Origin of the sequence: Serratia sp. FDAARGOS_506, from assembly GCF_003812745.1 — a bacterium.
GTDB lineage: Bacteria > Pseudomonadota > Gammaproteobacteria > Enterobacterales > Enterobacteriaceae > Serratia.
This window is the reverse complement of record NZ_CP033831.1, coordinates 1,760,262-1,779,856: the sequence shown is the minus strand read 5'-3', so window position 1 is coordinate 1,779,856 and position 19,595 is coordinate 1,760,262. Positions and strand designations below refer to the sequence as shown.

15 protein-coding genes, 4 tRNA genes and 1 other RNA gene are annotated in these 19,595 nt (G+C 53.5%); 3 read left to right on the top strand and 17 right to left on the bottom strand.

Annotated elements, in window-relative coordinates:
• Positions 1-104: 104 nt before the first annotated feature.
• Complete coding sequence (locus tag EGY12_RS08645; protein WP_319023234.1) at positions 105-800, top strand: response regulator; 696 nt, start codon at positions 105-107, stop codon at positions 798-800.
• Here the strand turns inward: EGY12_RS08645 and EGY12_RS08640 are convergent.
• From EGY12_RS08640 to EGY12_RS08560, 17 genes are all read right to left on the bottom strand, one after another.
• On the bottom strand, positions 786-2,060 hold the full coding sequence (locus EGY12_RS08640; protein ID WP_123893149.1) for a sensor histidine kinase KdpD: 1,275 nt from the start codon (positions 2,058-2,060) through the stop codon (positions 786-788). The genes EGY12_RS08645 and EGY12_RS08640 overlap by 15 nt on opposite strands.
• A 1-nt stretch (position 2,061) precedes the next feature.
• Positions 2,062-2,526 (bottom strand): oxidoreductase, encoded by a 465-nt coding sequence (locus EGY12_RS08635; protein WP_123893148.1) that lies wholly within the window; start codon positions 2,524-2,526, stop codon positions 2,062-2,064.
• Entirely contained in the window at positions 2,526-2,972 is a 447-nt protein-coding gene (locus EGY12_RS08630) for an N-acetyltransferase (RefSeq protein WP_123893147.1), read from the bottom strand. The genes EGY12_RS08635 and EGY12_RS08630 overlap by 1 nt, the downstream gene beginning before the upstream one ends.
• Before the next feature lie 167 nt (positions 2,973-3,139).
• Positions 3,140-7,363, bottom strand: a complete 4,224-nt coding sequence (rpoC, locus tag EGY12_RS08625; RefSeq protein ID WP_038872909.1) for a DNA-directed RNA polymerase subunit beta' — start codon at positions 7,361-7,363, stop codon at positions 3,140-3,142.
• A 118-nt stretch (positions 7,364-7,481) separates the two neighbouring features.
• A complete protein-coding gene (gene rpoB, locus EGY12_RS08620) occupies positions 7,482-11,510 on the bottom strand; it encodes a DNA-directed RNA polymerase subunit beta (RefSeq protein WP_123893146.1) in 4,029 nt (1,342 codons plus the stop codon).
• Between the two features lie 332 nt (positions 11,511-11,842).
• Positions 11,843-12,208 carry a 50S ribosomal protein L7/L12 gene (rplL, locus tag EGY12_RS08615; RefSeq protein ID WP_004929903.1) on the bottom strand — a complete coding sequence of 122 codons (366 nt, stop codon included), beginning with the start codon at positions 12,206-12,208 and terminating at the stop codon, positions 11,843-11,845.
• A gap of 63 nt (positions 12,209-12,271) precedes the next feature.
• Complete coding sequence (gene rplJ, locus EGY12_RS08610) at positions 12,272-12,769, bottom strand: 50S ribosomal protein L10 (RefSeq protein WP_004929905.1); 498 nt, start codon at positions 12,767-12,769, stop codon at positions 12,272-12,274.
• 338 nt (positions 12,770-13,107) lie between these two features.
• A complete protein-coding gene (gene rplA, locus EGY12_RS08605; RefSeq protein ID WP_004929908.1) occupies positions 13,108-13,812 on the bottom strand; it encodes a 50S ribosomal protein L1 in 705 nt (234 codons plus the stop codon).
• A 3-nt stretch (positions 13,813-13,815) separates the two neighbouring features.
• On the bottom strand, positions 13,816-14,244 hold the full coding sequence (gene rplK / locus EGY12_RS08600; RefSeq protein ID WP_015376316.1) for a 50S ribosomal protein L11: 429 nt from the start codon (positions 14,242-14,244) through the stop codon (positions 13,816-13,818).
• 165 nt (positions 14,245-14,409) lie between these two features.
• Positions 14,410-14,955: a transcription termination/antitermination protein NusG gene (gene nusG / locus EGY12_RS08595; RefSeq protein ID WP_004929914.1), complete on the bottom strand. Its 546-nt coding sequence runs from the start codon at positions 14,953-14,955 to the stop codon at positions 14,410-14,412.
• A 1-nt stretch (position 14,956) separates the two neighbouring features.
• Positions 14,957-15,340, bottom strand: a complete 384-nt coding sequence (secE, locus tag EGY12_RS08590; RefSeq protein WP_004929916.1) for a preprotein translocase subunit SecE — start codon at positions 15,338-15,340, stop codon at positions 14,957-14,959.
• Positions 15,341-15,600: 260 nt separating this feature from the next.
• Complete coding sequence (tuf, locus tag EGY12_RS08585) at positions 15,601-16,785, bottom strand: elongation factor Tu (RefSeq protein ID WP_015379267.1); 1,185 nt, start codon at positions 16,783-16,785, stop codon at positions 15,601-15,603.
• A 109-nt stretch (positions 16,786-16,894) separates the two neighbouring features.
• A tRNA-Thr gene (locus EGY12_RS08580) sits at positions 16,895-16,970 on the bottom strand.
• A gap of 6 nt (positions 16,971-16,976) precedes the next feature.
• Positions 16,977-17,051 (bottom strand) — tRNA-Gly (locus tag EGY12_RS08575).
• A 36-nt stretch (positions 17,052-17,087) separates the two neighbouring features.
• Positions 17,088-17,203, bottom strand: a non-coding RNA gene (locus EGY12_RS08570) — RtT sRNA.
• Positions 17,204-17,249: 46 nt separating this feature from the next.
• Positions 17,250-17,334, bottom strand: a tRNA-Tyr gene (locus EGY12_RS08565).
• Between the two features lie 25 nt (positions 17,335-17,359).
• Positions 17,360-17,435: transfer RNA gene (locus tag EGY12_RS08560), tRNA-Thr, on the bottom strand.
• Between the two features lie 397 nt (positions 17,436-17,832).
• On the opposite strand from EGY12_RS08560, the gene EGY12_RS08555 reads away from it, so the two are divergent.
• Positions 17,833-18,381 carry a GNAT family N-acetyltransferase gene (locus tag EGY12_RS08555; protein ID WP_123893145.1) on the top strand — a complete coding sequence of 183 codons (549 nt, stop codon included), beginning with the start codon at positions 17,833-17,835 and terminating at the stop codon, positions 18,379-18,381.
• Between the two features lie 218 nt (positions 18,382-18,599).
• Complete coding sequence (gene coaA, locus EGY12_RS08550; protein ID WP_025304936.1) at positions 18,600-19,550, top strand: type I pantothenate kinase; 951 nt, start codon at positions 18,600-18,602, stop codon at positions 19,548-19,550.
• The last annotated feature ends 45 nt before the right edge of the window (positions 19,551-19,595 follow it).

Below are 19,595 nucleotides of genomic sequence, written 5' to 3'. Positions count from 1 at the left end.
ATCAAAAAGCCAAGGTTGTCATGAAGAAAACGCCAAATTACATCGATGCAATCAGCGCGCTGCTCACTCTGAAAGGGGTGGGCGACAGAAAACATGCCTCCACGATGGCCACCATACTGGATCTTCAGTACAACAGCGCCAAACAGAAACTGGATGGCAAAAGAGGCATCACCCTCGACGAAGTCAAAAAGGTTTTTCAGTATTTCAACGAGCCGTTTGCCGGCCAAAGGACGCATAACGGCGTCTTTATCATGAACAGCATTCACAAACGCTGCAACATTGAGGTCGATGAGCGCCCCGTCACGCAGGCGGATAACGACGAAACCTTCGCCTACAAAAAAGACGATCTTTTCATCATCAATACCAATGGGGAACATGCCACCGATGCCCCGCTGTATAAAGTCAACAAGATAGACTTTCTGCCGGCCCCGCGTATCGCGATCCTGGACAATGACGGCGATATCCTCGAGTTGTTGAAGAAGATCGCCAACCGATACGGCATCGAGGCCGAAACCTTTCAAACGGCGGACGCCATGTTGGCCGCGCTGGAACAGCAGTCCTTTGAGGCGTTTATTCTGGACTGGCTGTTGGACTTCGGCGAGACCTCCGAACGCGTCGTGAAGAAAATTAAAGACACCCTCGATCCGCACGCACGCATCATCATTCTGACTGGCCAGCTGAATCATTATGAGAAAAACATCGGCGATATGATCCTGCACTATGACGTGCACCTGGTAGAAAAACCGACCAAGCCGCTGATTATCTCCTCGCTGCTGCTGTCGAACCTATTCTTTAATTAATTTGACCGGGATGCGGATCAAAAACGATGAGCCCACCCCTTCGGCAGATTTGACTTTGATGGCGCCTTTCATCGTCGTGACATAATTTTTGATAATGGTCAGCCCCAGTCCCAATCCCTGCCGGGTTTCCCTTTCTACTCCCTGATTGAACGCCTTGTATAACCGATCCAGGTTATCGACGTTAAACCCGACACCGGTGTCTTTTACCCGCAAATACAGATTGCCGTGGCACAGCTTCACATTGAGGGCAACCACTCCCCGGTGGGTAAATTTGTCCGCGTTGCTGAGCAGGTTGGCCAATATTCGATAGAGCTTGTATTTATCAGAGCAAATCAGGCCGGCATAAGACGAACGGTGAATTACGAGGCGATTGCCGCGCCCCGCGCCAATGCCGGTTATCGCATCGTCCACCAGCTCATTCAACCGGAAGGTGGAAATATTGACTTTGACCTCCCCCATCTCAAGCCGTGAATAATCCATCACCTCGCGCGTTTGTTCGGCGATTTTATTGCCGTGATAGGAGATCAGGCGGGCTTCTTTTTTCAACTCTTCCTGGGCCAGCTCGTGCTCCATGATATCCGCGGCGATGACGATGGCCTGAGTCGAGCCGGCGATCTCGTGGTAGATGGAAGAGATAAAGATGTTCTTATTCTTGATGATCTCTTTTAACGAGAAGGCATTTCTCAGCACCAGGAACATCATCAGGAACACCAAAATCAGCGAAAAGATGGCGAACATCTCGGCTTTACTTGAGTTGTCCTGGATGATGCCTTTCACTTCGGTAAAGTTTTTAATCTGTATTCGATAAATAATTTCCTGGATATCGACCAACGTGCCCTCGATATCATCCATATAAGCGAGAATGTCCGTCTTGTTTTTCTGTCCCACCAGCAAGCCGGCGGAAAGATTGTCCAACGTGCGGTACTGCTGCTTCAGTAGCGCAACATTCTTGATAAACTCGTCGTCATAATAAAAAGAGTCGCTGAAGGTCGAACGGCTCTCCAGGATCTGAATCTTCGAGTAGAAGATTTTCTTTTTGATCTGGAAAGCATCGTAATCGTTGTTTTCACTGAGGAGCAGCGCGGTTTTGGTCCTTTCAAACGCCAGAAAAAGGATCTCGGCCACCGAGTAGTTGTCCAGATTGGGCTCGATCTGCTTATAGCGCTCTTTTACCCCGCCAAAGTTAATGGCAATCAACAAAATCAATAAGGAGAAGATGGCAACCAACGCGATAAGAGCACCGATCAGTTTTTTGCTCATCTTATTTCAGCTCCAGCCGCTTAACTTGCCAGACAGTTTTCGCATTCACATCCAGGTTATTCAGCTCGGCGTAGCCATCGCGCGGATAAATAATGGCGAACGGCCCCAGCTCCCCAACGTCGATCGGCTTGCCGCCGCGCTGATAGGCGACGATCACGCGGTACTTAATCATCTCATTAATCGGCATCGAGTAAGAGTAATCGTCCCAGGCGAAAGCGCGCACCGACTGGCCTTTCAGGTGATAGGCTTTCACCAGCTCCGCAAACTCAACGCCGGTGAACGTATCTTCCGAGGTAAAATTGGTCGAGGTTTTAATCGTGTGTGACGGCATCGCCTCCAGCATCTGCCGGGTTATCTTGATCTTCTCGCCATCGAGCGGCTTCAGGTAAAAATAATCAACGGCCGCCTGCAGCGGCGCGCTGCATAACGAAAACAGCAGTAACGCTATCAATCCTTTGATTTTCATTATTCACCCTCTTTGCGTTTCACCAGTTCAGCCTGGCCGAATTCATCCCGCCCAACCACGACCCAACCATGATGTTGATAAAAGCCTTCGGCTTTAGAGCCGGGATCGGTGGTTAAGTGGATCGCTTCGGCGCCGTGCTCAAACATCCAGGCGGTGACCCGCGCTAACAGGGCGGAACCGATACCCAGCGACTGGTATTCCGGCTTCACGAACAGACCGCCGATGAGCGGTTCAGGGATGAACAATCCGAAGCCAACGCCGGCATAGTCGTCGCCATATTTGCAGATCCAGCCGCCGCCCTGGTTGATATCCTCCAGCGCCTGTTTGCGCTGCAGATACTGAACCTGATGCGGATGCAGCAGGTTCTCTTCAACGGAAAAGCGGATCTCATACAGGTAAGGCAGGTGTTGCGCCGTCAGTTTTTCGAAAGTAATGAGGCTGTCCATGTTCGCACTGTCCTTGGTTGTCAGGTAAAAAGCGCCGGTCAATTTCTGCTGTAACCATAGTAGCAAAGTTTGCTCGGCCCCGGCATGAGGCGAAAAAAAACCGCCCCCGAGGGAGCGGTTTATCTGGCGATGGGCCCGGCAAGCCGGACCCGCGGCGCGGATGACGATTACTCGTCGTCGCTGCCGCCCAGGCCTGCGTTGAGCAGCTCGGCCAGGTTAGCCGTCGCTTCTTCCGCGCTGACTTGCGGAACAACCGGCGCTTCACCCTGAGCACGGCGACGCATGCGATCCTGATGATAAGCGTAACCGGTACCGGCTGGGATCAGACGGCCCACGATGACGTTCTCTTTCAGGCCACGCAGTTCATCGCGCTTGCCGGCTACGGCAGCTTCGGTCAGAACGCGCGTCGTTTCCTGGAACGATGCAGCGGAGATGAAGGACTCGGTCGCCAAGGAAGCCTTGGTGATACCCAGCAGATCGCGCGAGAAGGTTGCCGGGATCTTACCTTCAGCTTCCAGCTGACGGTTGGCAATCTTGACGCGAGACACTTCAGCCTGCTCGCCTTCCAGGAACTCGGAGCCACCAGCGCTAACGATGGTGCCTTTACGCAGCATCTGACGAACGATAACTTCGATGTGCTTATCGTTAATCTTAACGCCTTGCAGACGGTAAACTTCCTGCACTTCGTTGGTGATGTAGCGGGTAACCGCATGCACGCCACGCAGACGCAGAATGTCGTGCGGAGACTCTGGGCCGTCGGAAACGACGTCGCCACGTTCCACCACTTCGCCTTCGAACACGTTGAGCTGACGCCATTTCGGAATCATCTCTTCGTAAGCGTCGCTGCCGTCCAGCGGAGAGATCACCAGGCGACGTTTGCCTTTGGTCTCTTTACCGAACGAGATAATCCCGCTGATTTCAGCCAGGATTGCCGGCTCTTTCGGACGACGTGCTTCGAACAGGTCGGCAACGCGCGGCAGACCACCGGTAATATCCTTGGTACCGCCGGATTCCTGAGGAATACGCGCCAGGGTATCACCCGCACCGATCTGAATGCCGTCTTCCAGCTGAACGATCGCTTTGCCCGGCAGGAAGTATTGAGCAGGCATATCGGTGCCAGGGATCAATACGTCTTCGCCCTGAGCGTCAACGATTTTCAGTGCCGGACGCAGGTCTTTACCGCTACCGGTACGCTCTGCGCTGTCCAGAACAACCAGAGAAGACAAACCGGTCAGTTCGTCGGTCTGGCGAGTAATGGTCTGGCCGTCGACCATGTCCGCGAAGCGAATGAAGCCGCTGACTTCACTGATGACCGGCATGGTGTGCGGATCCCAGTTAGCAACGGTTTCGCCGCCGTTAACTTCTTCACCGTCGCCTTTGCCCATCACGGCGCCGTAAGGCACCTTGTAGCTTTCTTTGGTACGGCCGAATTCGTCGATCAGTTTCAGCTCGGTGTTACGCGAGGTGATCACCAGCTTGCCTGCGGCGTTCATAACGAACTTCGCGTTGCTCAGCTTGATGCTACCCTTGTTTTTCACCTGGATGCTGGATTCAGCAGCCGCACGAGATGCCGCACCACCGATGTGGAACGTACGCATCGTCAGCTGTGTACCCGGCTCACCGATGGACTGTGCCGCGATAACGCCGATAGCTTCACCTTTGTTGATGATGTGGCCACGTGCCAGGTCGCGACCGTAGCAGTTTGCACACACACCAAAGTCGGTTTCACAGCTCACTACGGAACGGACTTTAACGCTGTCGACAGAGTTCTCTTCCAACAGGTCACACGCCTTCTCGTTCAGCAGAGTGTTGCGTGGCACCAGAATGTCCGCCGTACCCGGCTTGAGGACGTCTTCTGCCGTCACACGGCCCAGAACGCGTTCACGCAGTGGCTCTTTCACGTCGCCACCTTCGATAACCGGAGTCATCAGGATGCCGTCGTGGGTGCCACAGTCGTCTTCGGTCACAACCAGATCCTGCGCCACGTCAACCAGACGACGGGTCAGATAACCGGAGTTCGCGGTTTTCAGTGCGGTATCCGCCAGACCTTTACGAGCACCGTGAGTGGAGATGAAGTACTGGAGTACGTTCAGACCTTCACGGAAGTTCGCGGTGATTGGCGTTTCGATGATGGAGCCGTCCGGCTTCGCCATCAGACCACGCATACCGGCCAGCTGACGAATCTGAGCGGCGGAACCACGCGCACCGGAGTCGGCCATCATAAAGATGCTGTTGAAGGAAACTTGCTGTTCCACTTCGCCGTCACGGTTAACCACGTCTTCTACCGACAGGTTTTCCATCATCGCTTTCGCAACGCGTTCGTTCGCTGCAGCCCAGATATCGATCACTTTGTTGTAGCGTTCGCCGGCGGTAACCAGACCAGACTGGAACTGCTCCTGGATCTCGGCAACTTCGGTTTCCGCTTCTTCGATGATCTCCGCTTTCTTGGCCGGGATAACCATGTCGTCGATACCTACGGAAGCGCCGGAACGGGCTGCGTAAGCAAAACCGGTGTACATGATCTGGTCAGCAAAGATAACGGTCGGCTTCAGGCCCAGGATGCGGTAACAGGTGTTCAGCATCTTGGAGATCGCTTTCTTGCCCAAAGGCTGGTTAACGATCGAGTACGGCAGACCTTTCGGTACGATCATCCACAGGATGGCGCGGCCGATGGTGGTGTCGATGATGCTGGTCTGAGAAGTCCATTCGCCTTCGGCGTTTTTGACGTCTTCGGTGATACGCACTTTAACGCGCGCATGCAGAGACGCCAGGCCGGCGCGGTAAACACGCTCAGCTTCTTTGGAACCGTTCAGCACCATGCCTTCGCCCTTGGCGTTAACACAGTCGCGGGTCATGTAGTACAGACCCAGTACAACGTCCTGAGAAGGAACGATGATTGGCTCGCCGTTCGCTGGGGACAGGATGTTGTTGGTGGACATCATCAGCGCACGCGCTTCCAGCTGGGCTTCCAGCGTCAGCGGTACGTGAACAGCCATCTGGTCACCATCGAAGTCGGCGTTATAGGCCGCACAAACCAGCGGGTGCAGCTGGATCGCTTTACCTTCGATCAGAACCGGTTCAAACGCCTGGATACCCAAACGGTGCAGAGTTGGTGCACGGTTCAGCAGTACCGGGTGTTCGCGGATCACTTCGTCCAGGATATCCCAAACGACGGCTTCTTCACGCTCAACCATTTTCTTGGCGGCTTTGATGGTGGTGGCCAGGCCACGCAGCTCCAACTTGCCGTAGATGAACGGTTTGAACAGCTCCAGCGCCATCTTCTTAGGCAAACCGCACTGATGCAGACGCAGGTATGGACCTACGGTGATTACGGAACGGCCTGAGTAGTCAACACGCTTACCGAGCAGGTTCTGACGGAAACGACCCTGCTTACCTTTGATCATGTCGGCCAAAGATTTCAGAGGACGTTTGTTGGAACCGGTGATGGCACGACCGCGACGGCCGTTATCCAGCAGGGCGTCTACCGCTTCTTGCAGCATACGCTTTTCGTTGCGCACGATGATGTCAGGCGCGGCCAGATCCAGCAGGCGTTTCAGACGGTTGTTACGGTTGATCACGCGGCGATACAGATCGTTCAGATCTGACGTCGCGAAACGACCGCCATCCAGCGGAACCAGTGGACGCAGATCCGGCGGCAGTACCGGCAGCACGGTCAGGATCATCCACTCCGGTTTGTTACCGGACTGTACGAACGCTTCCAGCAGCTTGATACGCTTGGTCAGCTTCTTGCGCTTGGTTTCGGAGTTGGTTTCGTTCAGCTCTTCACGCAGCTGTTCGCACTCGGCTTCCAGATCCATGTTTTTCAACAGGGCCTGAATAGCTTCCGCACCCATCTTGGCGTCGAATTCGTCACCGAACTCTTCCAGCGCATCCAGATACTGCTCTTCGGTCAGGATCTGACGACGCTCGAGGTTGGTCATACCGCCTTCGACCACCACATAGGATTCGAAGTACAGTACGCGTTCGATGTCACGCAGCGGCATATCCAGCAGCAAACCGATGCGGGATGGCAGCGATTTCAGGAACCAGATATGCGCGGTCGGCGAAGCCAGCTCGATGTGGCCCATGCGCTCACGACGCACTTTGGTCTGGGTCACTTCAACGCCGCACTTCTCACAGATCACGCCGCGGTGTTTCAAGCGCTTGTACTTACCGCACAGGCACTCATAATCTTTTACCGGCCCGAAGATACGGGCGCAGAAAAGGCCGTCACGCTCAGGTTTGAACGTACGGTAGTTAATGGTTTCCGGCTTCTTAACTTCACCGAACGACCACGAACGGATCATGTCTGGCGAGGCCAGAGCAATCTTGATCGCATCAAACTCTTCGGTCTTAGTTTGCGCTTTCAGAAACTTCAATAAGTCTTTCACGGATTGGCTCCTGTCGGAGTTAAACCTGTTGGGTACCCACAACCGCAGTAGGTACCCGTGTGACCTGAACAACCACCCTCAGGCTCCCTTAGGCGGGGAGCCTGAGCCGGAATGACGATTACTCGTCTTCCAGTTCGATGTTGATGCCGAGCGAGCGGATTTCTTTCAACAGTACGTTGAAGGATTCCGGCATGCCTGGCTCCATCCGGTGATCGCCATCCACGATGTTTTTGTACATCTTGGTACGGCCGTTAACGTCATCCGACTTAACGGTGAGCATTTCCTGCAGGGTATAAGCCGCGCCGTATGCTTCCAGTGCCCACACTTCCATCTCACCGAAGCGTTGACCACCGAACTGCGCTTTACCACCCAGAGGTTGCTGAGTAACCAAGCTGTAAGAACCGGTTGAACGAGCGTGCATTTTATCGTCAACCAAGTGGTTCAGTTTCAGCATGTACATATAGCCGACAGTAACCTGGCGCTCGAATTGCTCACCGGTACGGCCATCGAACAGCGTGATCTGACCGGAGGTCGGGATACCGCCCATTTCCAGCAGCTTCTTGATTTCAGTCTCTTTCGCACCGTCAAACACCGGCGTTGCGATCGGCATACCTTTTTTCAGGTTCTCTGCCAGACGCATCACTTCGTCGTCGCTGAAGGTGTTCAGGTCAACTTTCTGGCAAACGTCGTCGCCCAGATCGTAGGCCTTCTGGATGAACTCACGCAGCTTGGCCACTTCCTGCTGCTGCTTCAGCATCTGGTTGATCTTCTCACCGATGCCTTTCGCAGCCATACCCAGGTGGGTTTCCAGGATCTGACCGATGTTCATACGTGATGGTACGCCCAGCGGGTTCAGTACGATGTCTACCGGCGTGCCGTTTTCATCGTAAGGCATATCTTCGATCGGGTTGATCTTGGAGATAACACCCTTGTTACCGTGGCGGCCCGCCATCTTGTCACCCGGTTGGATCTGACGCTTAACGGCCAGATAAACCTTGACGATTTTCAGCACGCCCGGTGCCAGATCGTCGCCCTGAGTGATCTTACGACGCTTGGCTTCCAGCTTCTTCTCGAAGTCGGATTTCAGTTCGTCGTACTGCTCAGCCAGCTGCTCCAGCTGGTTTTGCTTCTCTTCGTCGGTCAGGCCCAGTTCCAGCCAGCGATCGCGCGGCAGTTTGCTCAGCTTGTCGGCTTCGATGCCACCGGCAACCAGCACCGCGTGGATACGTGCAAACAGGCCAGCTTCCAGGATCTGCAGTTCTTCAGTCAGGTCTTTCTTCGCCTGCTTCAGCTGCATCTCTTCGATTTCCAACGCACGCTTGTCTTTTTCCACGCCATCGCGGGTGAAGACCTGCACGTCGATAACCGTACCGGAAACGCCGTTCGGTACACGCAGAGAAGAGTCTTTAACGTCAGACGCTTTCTCACCGAAGATCGCACGCAGCAGCTTCTCTTCCGGCGTCAGTTGGGTTTCGCCTTTAGGCGTTACCTTACCGACCAGGATGTCACCGCCGGTCACTTCAGCACCGATATACACGATACCGGATTCATCCAGTTTGGAGAGCGCAGCTTCACCCACGTTAGGGATGTCGGCGGTGATCTCTTCAGGCCCCAGTTTGGTGTCGCGAGACACGCACGCCAGTTCCTGGATGTGGATGGTGGTGAAGCGATCTTCCTGCACCACGCGCTCGGAGACCAAGATGGAGTCTTCGAAGTTGTAGCCGTTCCAAGGCATGAACGCTACGCGCATGTTCTGGCCCAGTGCCAGTTCGCCCAGGTCTGTCGATGGGCCATCCGCCAGCACGTCGCCGCGCTCGATTGGCTCACCCAGATTCACACACGGCATCTGGTTGATGCAGGTGTTCTGGTTAGAACGGGTGTACTTGGTCAGGTTGTAAATATCGATACCTGCTTCGCCCGGGTACATCTCGTCTTCGTTAACTTTGATAACGATACGGGAAGCATCCACGTACTGGATCACACCGCCGCGTTTGGCAACGGCGGTTACGCCGGAGTCAACCGCTACAGCGCGTTCCATACCGGTACCGACCAGCGGCTTGTCAGCACGCAGGGTTGGTACGGCCTGACGTTGCATGTTCGCACCCATCAATGCACGGTTGGCGTCATCGTGTTCCAGGAATGGAATCAGTGAAGCACCAACGGAAACAACCTGCTGGGTGGATACGTCCATGTAGTCAACCTGGTCGCGGCTGAACAGGCTTGATTCGCCTTTGCTGCGGCAGGTGACCAGGTCTTCTACGAAGCGGCCTTCTTCATCCAGGTTGGAGTTCGCCTGAGCGATAACGAAGTTGCCTTCTTCAATAGCAGACAGGTAGTTGATTTCATCGGTCACCACGCCGTCACGCACGCGGCGGTACGGGGTTTCCAGGAAGCCATACTCGTTAGTCTGTGCGTACACGGACAGGGAGTTGATCAGACCGATGTTTGGACCTTCCGGCGTTTCGATTGGGCACACACGGCCGTAGTGGGTCGGGTGTACGTCTCGAACTTCAAAGCCGGCGCGCTCACGGGTCAGACCGCCCGGGCCCAGTGCGGAGATACGGCGCTTGTGCGTGATCTCGGACAGCGGGTTGTTCTGGTCCATGAACTGGGACAGCTGGCTGGAGCCGAAGAACTCTTTCACCGCCGCCGAAATCGGCTTGGCGTTGATCATGTCCTGAGGCATCAGGGTATCCAGATCGCCCAGAGACAGACGCTCTTTCACCGCACGCTCAACACGCACCAGACCTACGCGGAACTGGTTCTCGGCCATTTCGCCGACGGAGCGGATACGACGGTTGCCCAAGTGGTCGATATCGTCCACTTCGCCCTTGCCGTTACGGATATCGATGAGCTTCTTCATCACTTCGATGATGTCGTCTTTGCTCAGGATGCCCGAACCTTCGATCTCGTCGCGCAGCAGAGAACGGTTGAACTTCATGCGACCAACCGCGGACAGATCGTAGCGGTCTTCGGAGAAGAACAGGTTCTCGAACAGGCTTTCGGCAGCTTCGCGCGTTGGCGGCTCACCAGGACGCATCATGCGGTAGATTTCTACCAGCGAGCTCAGACGATCGCTGGTTGGATCGACACGCAGCGTTTCAGAGATATACGCGCCGTGGTCCAGATCGTTGGTGAACAGCGTTTCGATGCGCTTGTGGCCGGACTGGCTCAGTTTGGCCAGCAGATCCAGCGACAGCTCCATGTTGGCTGCGCAGATCAGTTCGCCGGTATTGGTATCGATATAGTCTTTCGCGACCACTTTGCCCGCGATGTACTCTACCGGTACTTCAATGCTCTGAATGTCGTCTTTTTCCAGCTGACGGATATGACGAGCGGTGATGCGACGGCCTTTCTCTACGTAGATCTTGCCGTTGGCTTCGATATCGAACGAAGCAGTCTCACCACGCAGGCGCTCTGGCACCAGCTCCATCTGCAGCTTGTTGTCGCGGATTTCGAAGACGATCTTGTCAAAGAACAGGTCGAGGATCTGTTCAGTGGTGTAGTTCAGCGCGCGCAGAATGATGGTCGCAGGCAGTTTGCGGCGACGGTCAATACGCACGAACAGGTTGTCTTTCGGATCGAACTCGAAGTCCAACCATGAACCGCGGTAAGGGATAATGCGTGCGTTGTACAGCACTTTACCCGAGGAGTGGGTTTTACCCTTATCGCTGTCGAAGAATACGCCAGGACTACGGTGCAACTGAGATACGATAACCCTCTCAGTACCGTTGATCACGAAGGTGCCGTTTTCGGTCATGAGCGGAATTTCGCCCATGTAGACTTCTTGTTCCTTGATGTCTTTGACCGTACCTTCAGGCGCTTCGCGCTCATAGATAACCAGGCGCAGTTTTACGCGCAGCGGTGCAGAGAACGTCACACCACGGATCTGGCACTCTTTGACGTCGAAGACCGGCTCACCAAGACGGTAGCTAACGTATTGCAGCTCCGAATTGCCACTGTAGCTCTGGATAGGGAAAACAGAACGGAATGCGGCTTCAAGGCCGTACTGCCCTTCTGGATCTTGCTCGATAAACTTCTGGAACGAGTCAAGCTGGATAGAAAGGAGATATGGTATGTCCAGCACTTGTGGACGTTTACCAAAATCCTTACGAATACGTTTTTTCTCGGTATAGGAGTAAACCATAGGGTTCCTCAGCTCGCTGATCAGTGACCCAATCTGTCCGTCCGATTAGGGACAGTTCATGCAACACCGTTTTGTCGACCGGAAAGCGGGAACACTTTCCGCAATGTCTCTTGCTATCACGCTTAAACCATTTCATCGCGCCTTCCCCCAGAACTCCTGGTAGTGCAAAGACCGCGGTATATTAAGTCGTCAATAGAAACAAACATTGGGAGGCGAAACCAGCAGCCAAACAGTGTGAAACGCTACTGGCGCCCTACAGCGCAAAAAGGCTGGTGACTAAAAAGTCACCAGCCATCAGCCTAAAAGACTAGGCTGCAACCGGAAAGGTTGGCTTATTTAACTTCAACTTCTGCGCCAGCTTCTTCCAGAGATTTTTTCAGAGCTTCTGCGTCATCTTTGCTCACGCCTTCTTTCAGAGCGGCTGGAGCAGATTCAACCAGGTCTTTAGCTTCTTTCAGACCCAGGCCGGTAGCGCCACGTACTGCTTTGATAACAGCAACTTTGTTAGCGCCTGCAGCTTTCAGGATAACGTCGAATTCAGTTTTCTCTTCAGCAGCTTCAGCTGGGCCAGCAGCAACAGCTACAGCAGCAGCAGCAGAAACGCCGAATTTTTCTTCCATAGCGGAAACCAGTTCAACAACGTCCATTACGGACATAGCGGCAACTGCTTCCAGGATTTGGTCTTTAGTGATAGACATAACAATTGTTCCTAAAATTCAGAAATAGTTTAAATACGTTAGCAAAGGCTAAGAAAGAGTGGCTTACGCCGCTTCTTTCTGATCGCGTACTGCAGCCAGAGTGCGAACCAGTTTGCCGGCAGCGGCTTCTTTCATGGTTGCCATCAGGCGTGCGATCGCTTCTTCGTAAGTTGGCAGCGTCGCCAGGCGGTCGATTTGCGCCGCTGGGATCAGCTCACCTTCAAAGGCCGCAGCTTTAACCTCGAATTTTGCATTCGCTTTCGCGAACTCTTTGAACAGACGAGCAGCAGCGCCCGGGTGTTCGTGAGAGAATGCAATCAAGGTTGGACCGACAAACGTGTCTTTCAGGCATTCGAATGGAGTGCCTTCAACTACGCGACGCATCAGGGTGTTGCGAACAACACGCATGTAAACGCCAGCTTCACGACCTGCTTTACGCAGTTCAGTCATTTTATCTACGGTAACGCCGCGGGAATCCGCAACAACCGCAGACAGCGCGCCTTTGGCTACTTCGCTGACTTCAGCAACAATCGCTTGTTTGTCTTGAAGATTTAATGCCATTAGCTTTTTGCTCCTGGATTAGCCGGGGAAAATCCCCCGGAACTCACTTCACTCGGCGCTTTGTAACACGCCACGCCGAGCGGCTTAACACGGTGAGCAGAATCCAGCAAAGACATTCTTTTATAAAAAAGAAAAATTTTCTTAGGCTCTGTCACCGTCTACGCAGGAAGGATTAAGTATCTTGCGATACACCTGCGGTCTTGGACGGAGGCCTGGATAGGCCAGGCTCCAACCGAAAAATCTTTGTTTTGCCTACGGCATAGCCAATAGCAAAACCTTGGGGCATAAGATTCTAGACAAATCTCGGCCCCAAGTCAAAGCGATAATCGCAAGTGCGATTAGTTCGCTGCAGCAGACAGACCGCTCTGATCGATAGCAACACCAGCACCCATGGTGGTGGAGAGGCTAACTTTCTTGATGTACATGCCTTTCGCCTGAGAAGGTTTCGCTTTTTTCAGCGCAACCAGCAGGGCTTCCAGGTTTTCTTTCAGTTTGTCTGCGTCGAAATCAACCTTACCGATAGTGGTATGGATGATGCCGTTTTTGTCGTTACGGTAGCGAACCTGACCTGCTTTAGCGTTTTTCACGGCTTCAGCAACGTTCGGAGTAACGGTACCCACTTTCGGGTTTGGCATCAGGCCGCGTGGACCCAGGATCTGGCCCAGTTGACCTACAACGCGCATTGCATCCGGGGAAGCAATAACAACGTCGAAGTTCATTTCGCCTTTCTTGATCTGCTCAGCCAGATCGTCCATACCTACCAGCTCTGCGCCGGCAGCTTTCGCTGCTTCAGCGTTAGCGCCTTGGGTAAATACGGCAACGCGAACGGAACGACCGGTGCCGTGTGGCAGAACGGTAGCGCCACGAACGTTTTGGTCAGATTTACGAGCGTCGATGCCGAGGTTAACGGCAACGTCAACGCTTTCTACGAATTTAGCGGTGGCCAGCTCTTTCAGCAGAGCAACAGCTTCAGTGATGTCATACTGTTTAGTAGCATCAACTTTGTCACGGATCACGCGCATGCGCTTGGTCAGCTTAGCCATCTCTTAATCCTCCACTACCAGGCCCATGGAACGAGCGGTACCTTCGATGGAGCGAGTCATCGCTTCAACGTCAGAACCAGTCATGTCCGCAGCTTTGGTTTCTGCGATTTCACGTACCTGAGCACGGGTCACTTTACCTACTTTGTCTTTGTTCGGCTTACCGGAACCAGACTTGATACCAGCCGCTTTTTTCAGCAGAACTGCTGCTGGCGGAGTTTTGGTAACGAAAGTGAAGGAGCGATCAGAATAAACGGTGATAACAACCGGAATCGGCAGACCTTTTTCAACGCTGTCAGTCTTAGCGTTGAATGCCTTACAGAATTCCATGATGTTAACGCCCTGCTGACCCAGGGCTGGACCCACTGGTGGGCTCGGGTTCGCCATACCAGCTGCAACTTGCAGCTTGACGTAGGCTTGTACTTTCTTAGCCATTTAAATTTCCTCGGTTTGGGTAGTATCGCCTCGCAAGAGGCTCCCCGTGTTTCACCCCGCCCGACATGCATCAGGCAAGGCATCTAAAAACAAAAGGCGCGAAATTGTAGTTCAATTTCGCGCCTTTGACAAGCGGCAACGCGCCGCTCATTGCTGATTATTCGATCAGCCTTTCTCAACCTGGCTGAAGTCCAGTTCCACCGGCGTTGCACGACCAAAGATGGAAACGGAAACTTTCAGGCGGCTCTTCTCGTAATCGACTTCTTCGACCACGCCGTTGAAATCGGCAAACGGGCCGTCGTTGACGCGCACCAGCTCGCCCGGTTCGAATAGCGTTTTCGGACGCGGCTTGTCACCAACCTGCTGCAGGCGGTTCATGATCGCATCCACTTCTTTATCGCTGATTGGCGCAGGACGGTCAGACGTACCGCCGATGAACCCCATGACGCGCGGTACGCTGCGCACCAGGTGCCAGCTGGCGTCATTCATCACCATCTGTACCAGCACGTAGCCAGGGAAGAACTTACGCTCGCTCTTGCGACGCTGGCCACCACGGATTTCAACCACTTCTTCCGTAGGCACCATCACTTCGCCGAACAGCTCTTCCATATCGTGCAGTTTGATGTGTTCACGCAGCGATTGTGCTACGCGACCTTCAAAACCGGAAAACGCCTGAACGACGTACCAACGTTTTTTTGGAGCTTCAGACATTTTAGAACCTCAGGCCAGTAATAAACGACACCAGACGGACCAGAATACCATCCAGCCCCCACAGAATCAGTGACATCACGGCGGTTACCGCGGCAACGATCAACGTGGTGTGTAGCGTTTCCTGACGAGTTGGCCAAATCACTTTACGTACTTCGGTACGCGCTTCGCGGGCAAACGCAACGGTGGCTTTGCCTTTGGTGGTCATCAGAGCCACTGCACCTGCAACGGCGATGATCAGCACAACTGCCAGCGCGCGCAATGGCAGGCTTAAATCACGGTAGTAATAGTTACCGACAATAGCCACAACCAACAGAACGGCGACGATCAACCACTTTGCCGCTTCCAGGCCGCGTCCGCTCCCTTGAGCCTCGGTATTCGCACTCATAAACCAACCTGTCACAATGATGATTCAGAACAAACAACTTTGCCTCGCATTGCGAGGCAAACCAAACCGATCGGATACCGCGTTAGCAATATCCCGGTGTTTTACGCTATGACGTATTTCAGTCAATACGGTTTAAGAGCCCATCTCACCAATGATTATGACTGCAAAATCGCTGATGAGATAGGTTCTAGTTCACAGCGTAGAAAAAGGGCATCAAATGATGCCCTTTTACCGCGTGTCGCGTCAAACTTTATCAGCGATTAAGCGATAACTTTAGCAACAACACCTGCGCCAACGGTACGGCCGCCTTCACGGATTGCGAAACGCAGACCGTCGTCCATCGCGATTGGGTGGATCAGGGTGACTTTCATGTTCACGTTGTCGCCTGGCATTACCATCTCTACGCCTTCTGGCAGTTCGATGGTACCGGTCACGTCAGTTGTACGGAAGTAGAACTGTGGACGGTAGCCTTTGAAGAATGGAGTGTGACGACCACCTTCATCTTTGCTCAGGATGTACACTTCAGATTCGAACTGGGTGTGTGGCTTGATGGAGCCTGGCTTAGCCAGTACCTGACCACGTTCGATTTCTTCACGCTTGATACCACGCAGCAGAACACCTACGTTCTCACCAGCACGGCCTTCGTCCAGCAGTTTGCGGAACATTTCAACGCCAGTACAGGTAGACTTAACGGTGTCTTTGATACCAACGATTTCAACTTCTTCGCCAACTTTGATGATACCGCGCTCAACACGACCGGTAACAACGGTACCACGACCGGAGATGGAGAATACGTCTTCGATTGGCAGCAGGAACGGCTTGTCGATCGCACGCTCTGGCTCTGGGATGTAGCTGTCCAGGGCTTCGGCCAGTTCAATGATTTTCGCTTCCCACTCAGCTTCGCCTTCCAGCGCTTTCAGCGCGGAACCGCGGATTACCGGCAGGTCGTCGCCTGGGAAGTCGTAAGCGGACAGCAGTTCGCGAACTTCCATTTCTACCAGTTCCAGCAGCTCTTCATCATCAACCATGTCGCATTTGTTCATGAATACGATGATGAAAGGAACGCCAACCTGACGACCCAGCAGGATGTGCTCACGGGTCTGAGGCATTGGGCCGTCAGTCGCAGCTACTACCAGGATCGCGCCGTCCATCTGGGCAGCACCGGTGATCATGTTTTTCACGTAGTCGGCGTGCCCTGGGCAGTCAACGTGCGCGTAGTGACGAGTCGGGGTGTCATACTCAACGTGAGAGGTGTTGATGGTGATACCACGAGCTTTTTCTTCTGGCGCGTTATCGATCTGGTCGAAAGCACGTGCAGAACCGCCGTAGGTTTTAGCCAGTACGGTAGTGATCGCTGCAGTCAGGGTAGTTTTACCGTGGTCAACGTGGCCGATAGTACCGACGTTAACGTGCGGTTTTGTACGTTCAAACTTTTCTTTAGACATCGATTGTCCCTCTAAGACACGGATAAATCGGTGGTATCACCACATCAACCAAGCATTTGCTCGTTGAATCCAGAACAGAAAGAAAATCAGGGGGCGAGAAATTAAGAAGTGGTGCTGATAGGCAGATTCGAACTGCCGACCTCACCCTTACCAAGGGTGCGCTCTACCAACTGAGCTATATCAGCACATCTTGGAGCGGGCAGTGGGAATCGAACCCACATCATCAGCTTGGAAGGCTGAGGTAATAGCCATTATACGATGCCCGCATCCTGGAACTCGGCTACCTGATTTTTCTGTAGAATTTTGAGATGGAGCAGGATTGTTCATCACTCGGCTCGCATCCTTCGGGCCGGCTGCGCCTTGCGCTGCACAGCTCGAACCTTGTCGAAGGCTTTCGCCCTCTCCTCCCGCCATCAACCGTTGCGGTATTTATCGCATCTCAGTTAATCGCCGAAGGCAAGATTTGGTGGTGGGGGAAGGATTCGAACCTTCGAAGTCTGTGACGGCAGATTTACAGTCTGCTCCCTTTGGCCGCTCGGGAACCCCACCAGATTTTAACTACTTGTGACTTGAATGGTGCCGGCTACCGGAATCGAACTGGTGACCTACTGATTACAAGTCAGTTGCTCTACCTACTGAGCTAAGCCGGCATCAAGTGCAGCGCATTCTAGGTAGAGCGGGCGACCTATGCAACAAAAAAATTGCTTTACGCGCACTTTCGCTCATAAATCAGTCAATTTTGCATGCTGTCATGCAATTCGCAGCCTGCGGCGTGCAAACATTCATCACTCGCGGCAATCATTCTCTACAATTTTATCCACTTTTTGCAAGCCTTGAGCGCTGCTTTCTCCGTGTCGGGCTTCTCAAAACACTTAACCCGCGGCGGTAAACTGTGAGCGGGATCAATGCACCAAAAAGGGGATATCTGCCCCGGCCTGCGGCGTGGGCTACACTGATCCCTCCCCTCGTTCGCCGTCGCCATGCCTTTCGCGGCTGTGGCGCAGTTATTGCTTCTCTTCATTACCCCCAGCCCAGGAGGAATGACCGATGAAAATAGTGTCTATCAACGCCGCTACTCTGCCGATTTACCGCGATGAATTGGCTCGCCTGTTGACCGATGCCGTCACGCACGGCGCTTCTGTCGGTTACGATACCTTAATCCCTCACGAAGACGCCGAAAGCTACTTTCACAGTCTGCGACCAGCCTTGGCCAAAGGTGAACTGTTGCTGTGGATTGCCCGTGACGAGCGCGGTGTCGTTGGCACCGTGCAACTCGAGCTCTGCCAGAAGCCGAACGGCCGTAATCGTGCGGAGATAGTGAAGCTGCTGGTGCATAGCCGCGCTCGCCGGAACGGCGTAGGCCAAACGCTGATGAAGGCGCTGGAGCACGCGGCACTGCAACAACAGCGCGGGCTATTGTACCTGGATACCCAGGCCGGCTCGGCGGCAGAAGCGCTTTATCGCAGCCTGGGCTATCGCTGTTTGGGCGAACTACCGGATTATGCGGCGGGGCCCGATGGCCATTACCATCCGACCGTTATTTATTACAAACGCCTGTTCACCGTGAACCAACCTTCACGCGCCATCGCCAGCTAGCCTCCAGGCGGTATCCAGCCCGATGATACCGCCTTGCAACCCCGCTTTATCAACTGCGCGCCGCTTCGCACAATTGACATAAACTGCTGCCTGTCGACAACTTTTGCGAAAAAAGTCTACGCCAAAAACGAAGCTGTCTATAATATGCAGCTTGTTTATTCTCTGGAGCTGGCGTCCGGCGCCTTTCCCAACCTGCGTTAACAGGCAGAACTTGGCTTATGATAAAAAGAGATCAATCTTTAGCAACGCCCTACCTACAGTTCGATCGTACCCAATGGGCTGCGTTGAGAGATTCGGTGCCGCTGACGTTGTCGGAAGAAGAGATCGTTAAACTGAAAGGGATTAACGAAGATCTCTCGTTGGAAGAAGTTGCGCAGATTTATCTGCCGCTGTCACGACTGCTGAACTTCTATATCAGCTCCAACCTGCGTCGGCAGGCGGTACTGGAGCAATTTCTCGGTACTGACGGGCAGAAAATTCCCTATGTCATCGGCATCGCCGGCAGCGTAGCTGTCGGAAAGAGCACAACAGCGCGCTTGTTGCAGGCGCTGCTGAGCCGCTGGCCGGAACACCGCAGCGTTGAGCTGATCACGACCGACGGTTTCTTGCATCCTAATAAGGTGCTGAACGAACGCGGCCTGATGAAGAAAAAAGGCTTTCCGCAGTCTTACGATATGCATAGCCTGGTGAAATTCGTGTCGGAAGTAAAATCCGGCGCCAAACGCGTCACCGCCCCGGTTTATTCTCATTTGATCTATGATGTTGTGCCCGAAGGCAATAAAGTCATAGAGCAGCCGGATATTCTGATCCTGGAAGGGCTTAACGTATTGCAAAGCGGCATGGATTATCCTCACGATCCGCATCGCGTATTCGTTTCCGATTTTGTCGACTTCTCTATATATGTCGATGCCCCGGAAACGCTATTGCAAAGTTGGTATATCAATCGCTTCCTGAAATTCCGTCAGGGCGCATTTTCCAATCCCGACTCTTATTTCCATAACTATTCAAAATTGCCGGAACCGGAAGCGATTAATATCGCTACACAATTATGGAATGAAATTAACGGGTTGAATCTACAGCAGAATATACTGCCTACACGCGAACGTGCCAGCCTGATCATGACCAAAAGTGCTAACCACGCCGTTGAAAGCGTGCGTTTAAGAAAGTAGAGCTACCGATCGATTAAGGGGACGTTATCGTCCCCTTACTTTTCT

Coding starts and splice junctions, on each gene's coding strand:
- EGY12_RS08630 (WP_123893147.1), bottom strand. CDS start 2,972: ATGGACAGCCTCATTACTTTCGAAAAACTGACGGCGCAACACCTGCCT.
- EGY12_RS08635 (WP_123893148.1), bottom strand. CDS start 2,526: ATGAAAATCAAAGGATTGATAGCGTTACTGCTGTTTTCGTTATGCAGC.
- rplA (WP_004929908.1), bottom strand. CDS start 13,812: ATGGCTAAGCTGACCAAGCGCATGCGCGTGATCCGTGACAAAGTTGAT.
- EGY12_RS08555 (WP_123893145.1), top strand. CDS start 17,833: ATGAAAATAGTGTCTATCAACGCCGCTACTCTGCCGATTTACCGCGAT.
- tuf (WP_015379267.1), bottom strand. CDS start 16,785: ATGTCTAAAGAAAAGTTTGAACGTACAAAACCGCACGTTAACGTCGGT.
- EGY12_RS08640 (WP_123893149.1), bottom strand. CDS start 2,060: ATGAGCAAAAAACTGATCGGTGCTCTTATCGCGTTGGTTGCCATCTTC.
- EGY12_RS08645 (WP_319023234.1), top strand. CDS start 105: ATGGCCACCATACTGGATCTTCAGTACAACAGCGCCAAACAGAAACTG.
- nusG (WP_004929914.1), bottom strand. CDS start 14,955: ATGTCTGAAGCTCCAAAAAAACGTTGGTACGTCGTTCAGGCGTTTTCC.
- rplJ (WP_004929905.1), bottom strand. CDS start 12,769: ATGGCATTAAATCTTCAAGACAAACAAGCGATTGTTGCTGAAGTCAGC.
- rpoB (WP_123893146.1), bottom strand. CDS start 11,510: ATGGTTTACTCCTATACCGAGAAAAAACGTATTCGTAAGGATTTTGGT.
- secE (WP_004929916.1), bottom strand. CDS start 15,340: ATGAGTGCGAATACCGAGGCTCAAGGGAGCGGACGCGGCCTGGAAGCG.
- rplK (WP_015376316.1), bottom strand. CDS start 14,244: ATGGCTAAGAAAGTACAAGCCTACGTCAAGCTGCAAGTTGCAGCTGGT.
- rplL (WP_004929903.1), bottom strand. CDS start 12,208: ATGTCTATCACTAAAGACCAAATCCTGGAAGCAGTTGCCGCTATGTCC.
- coaA (WP_025304936.1), top strand. CDS start 18,600: ATGATAAAAAGAGATCAATCTTTAGCAACGCCCTACCTACAGTTCGAT.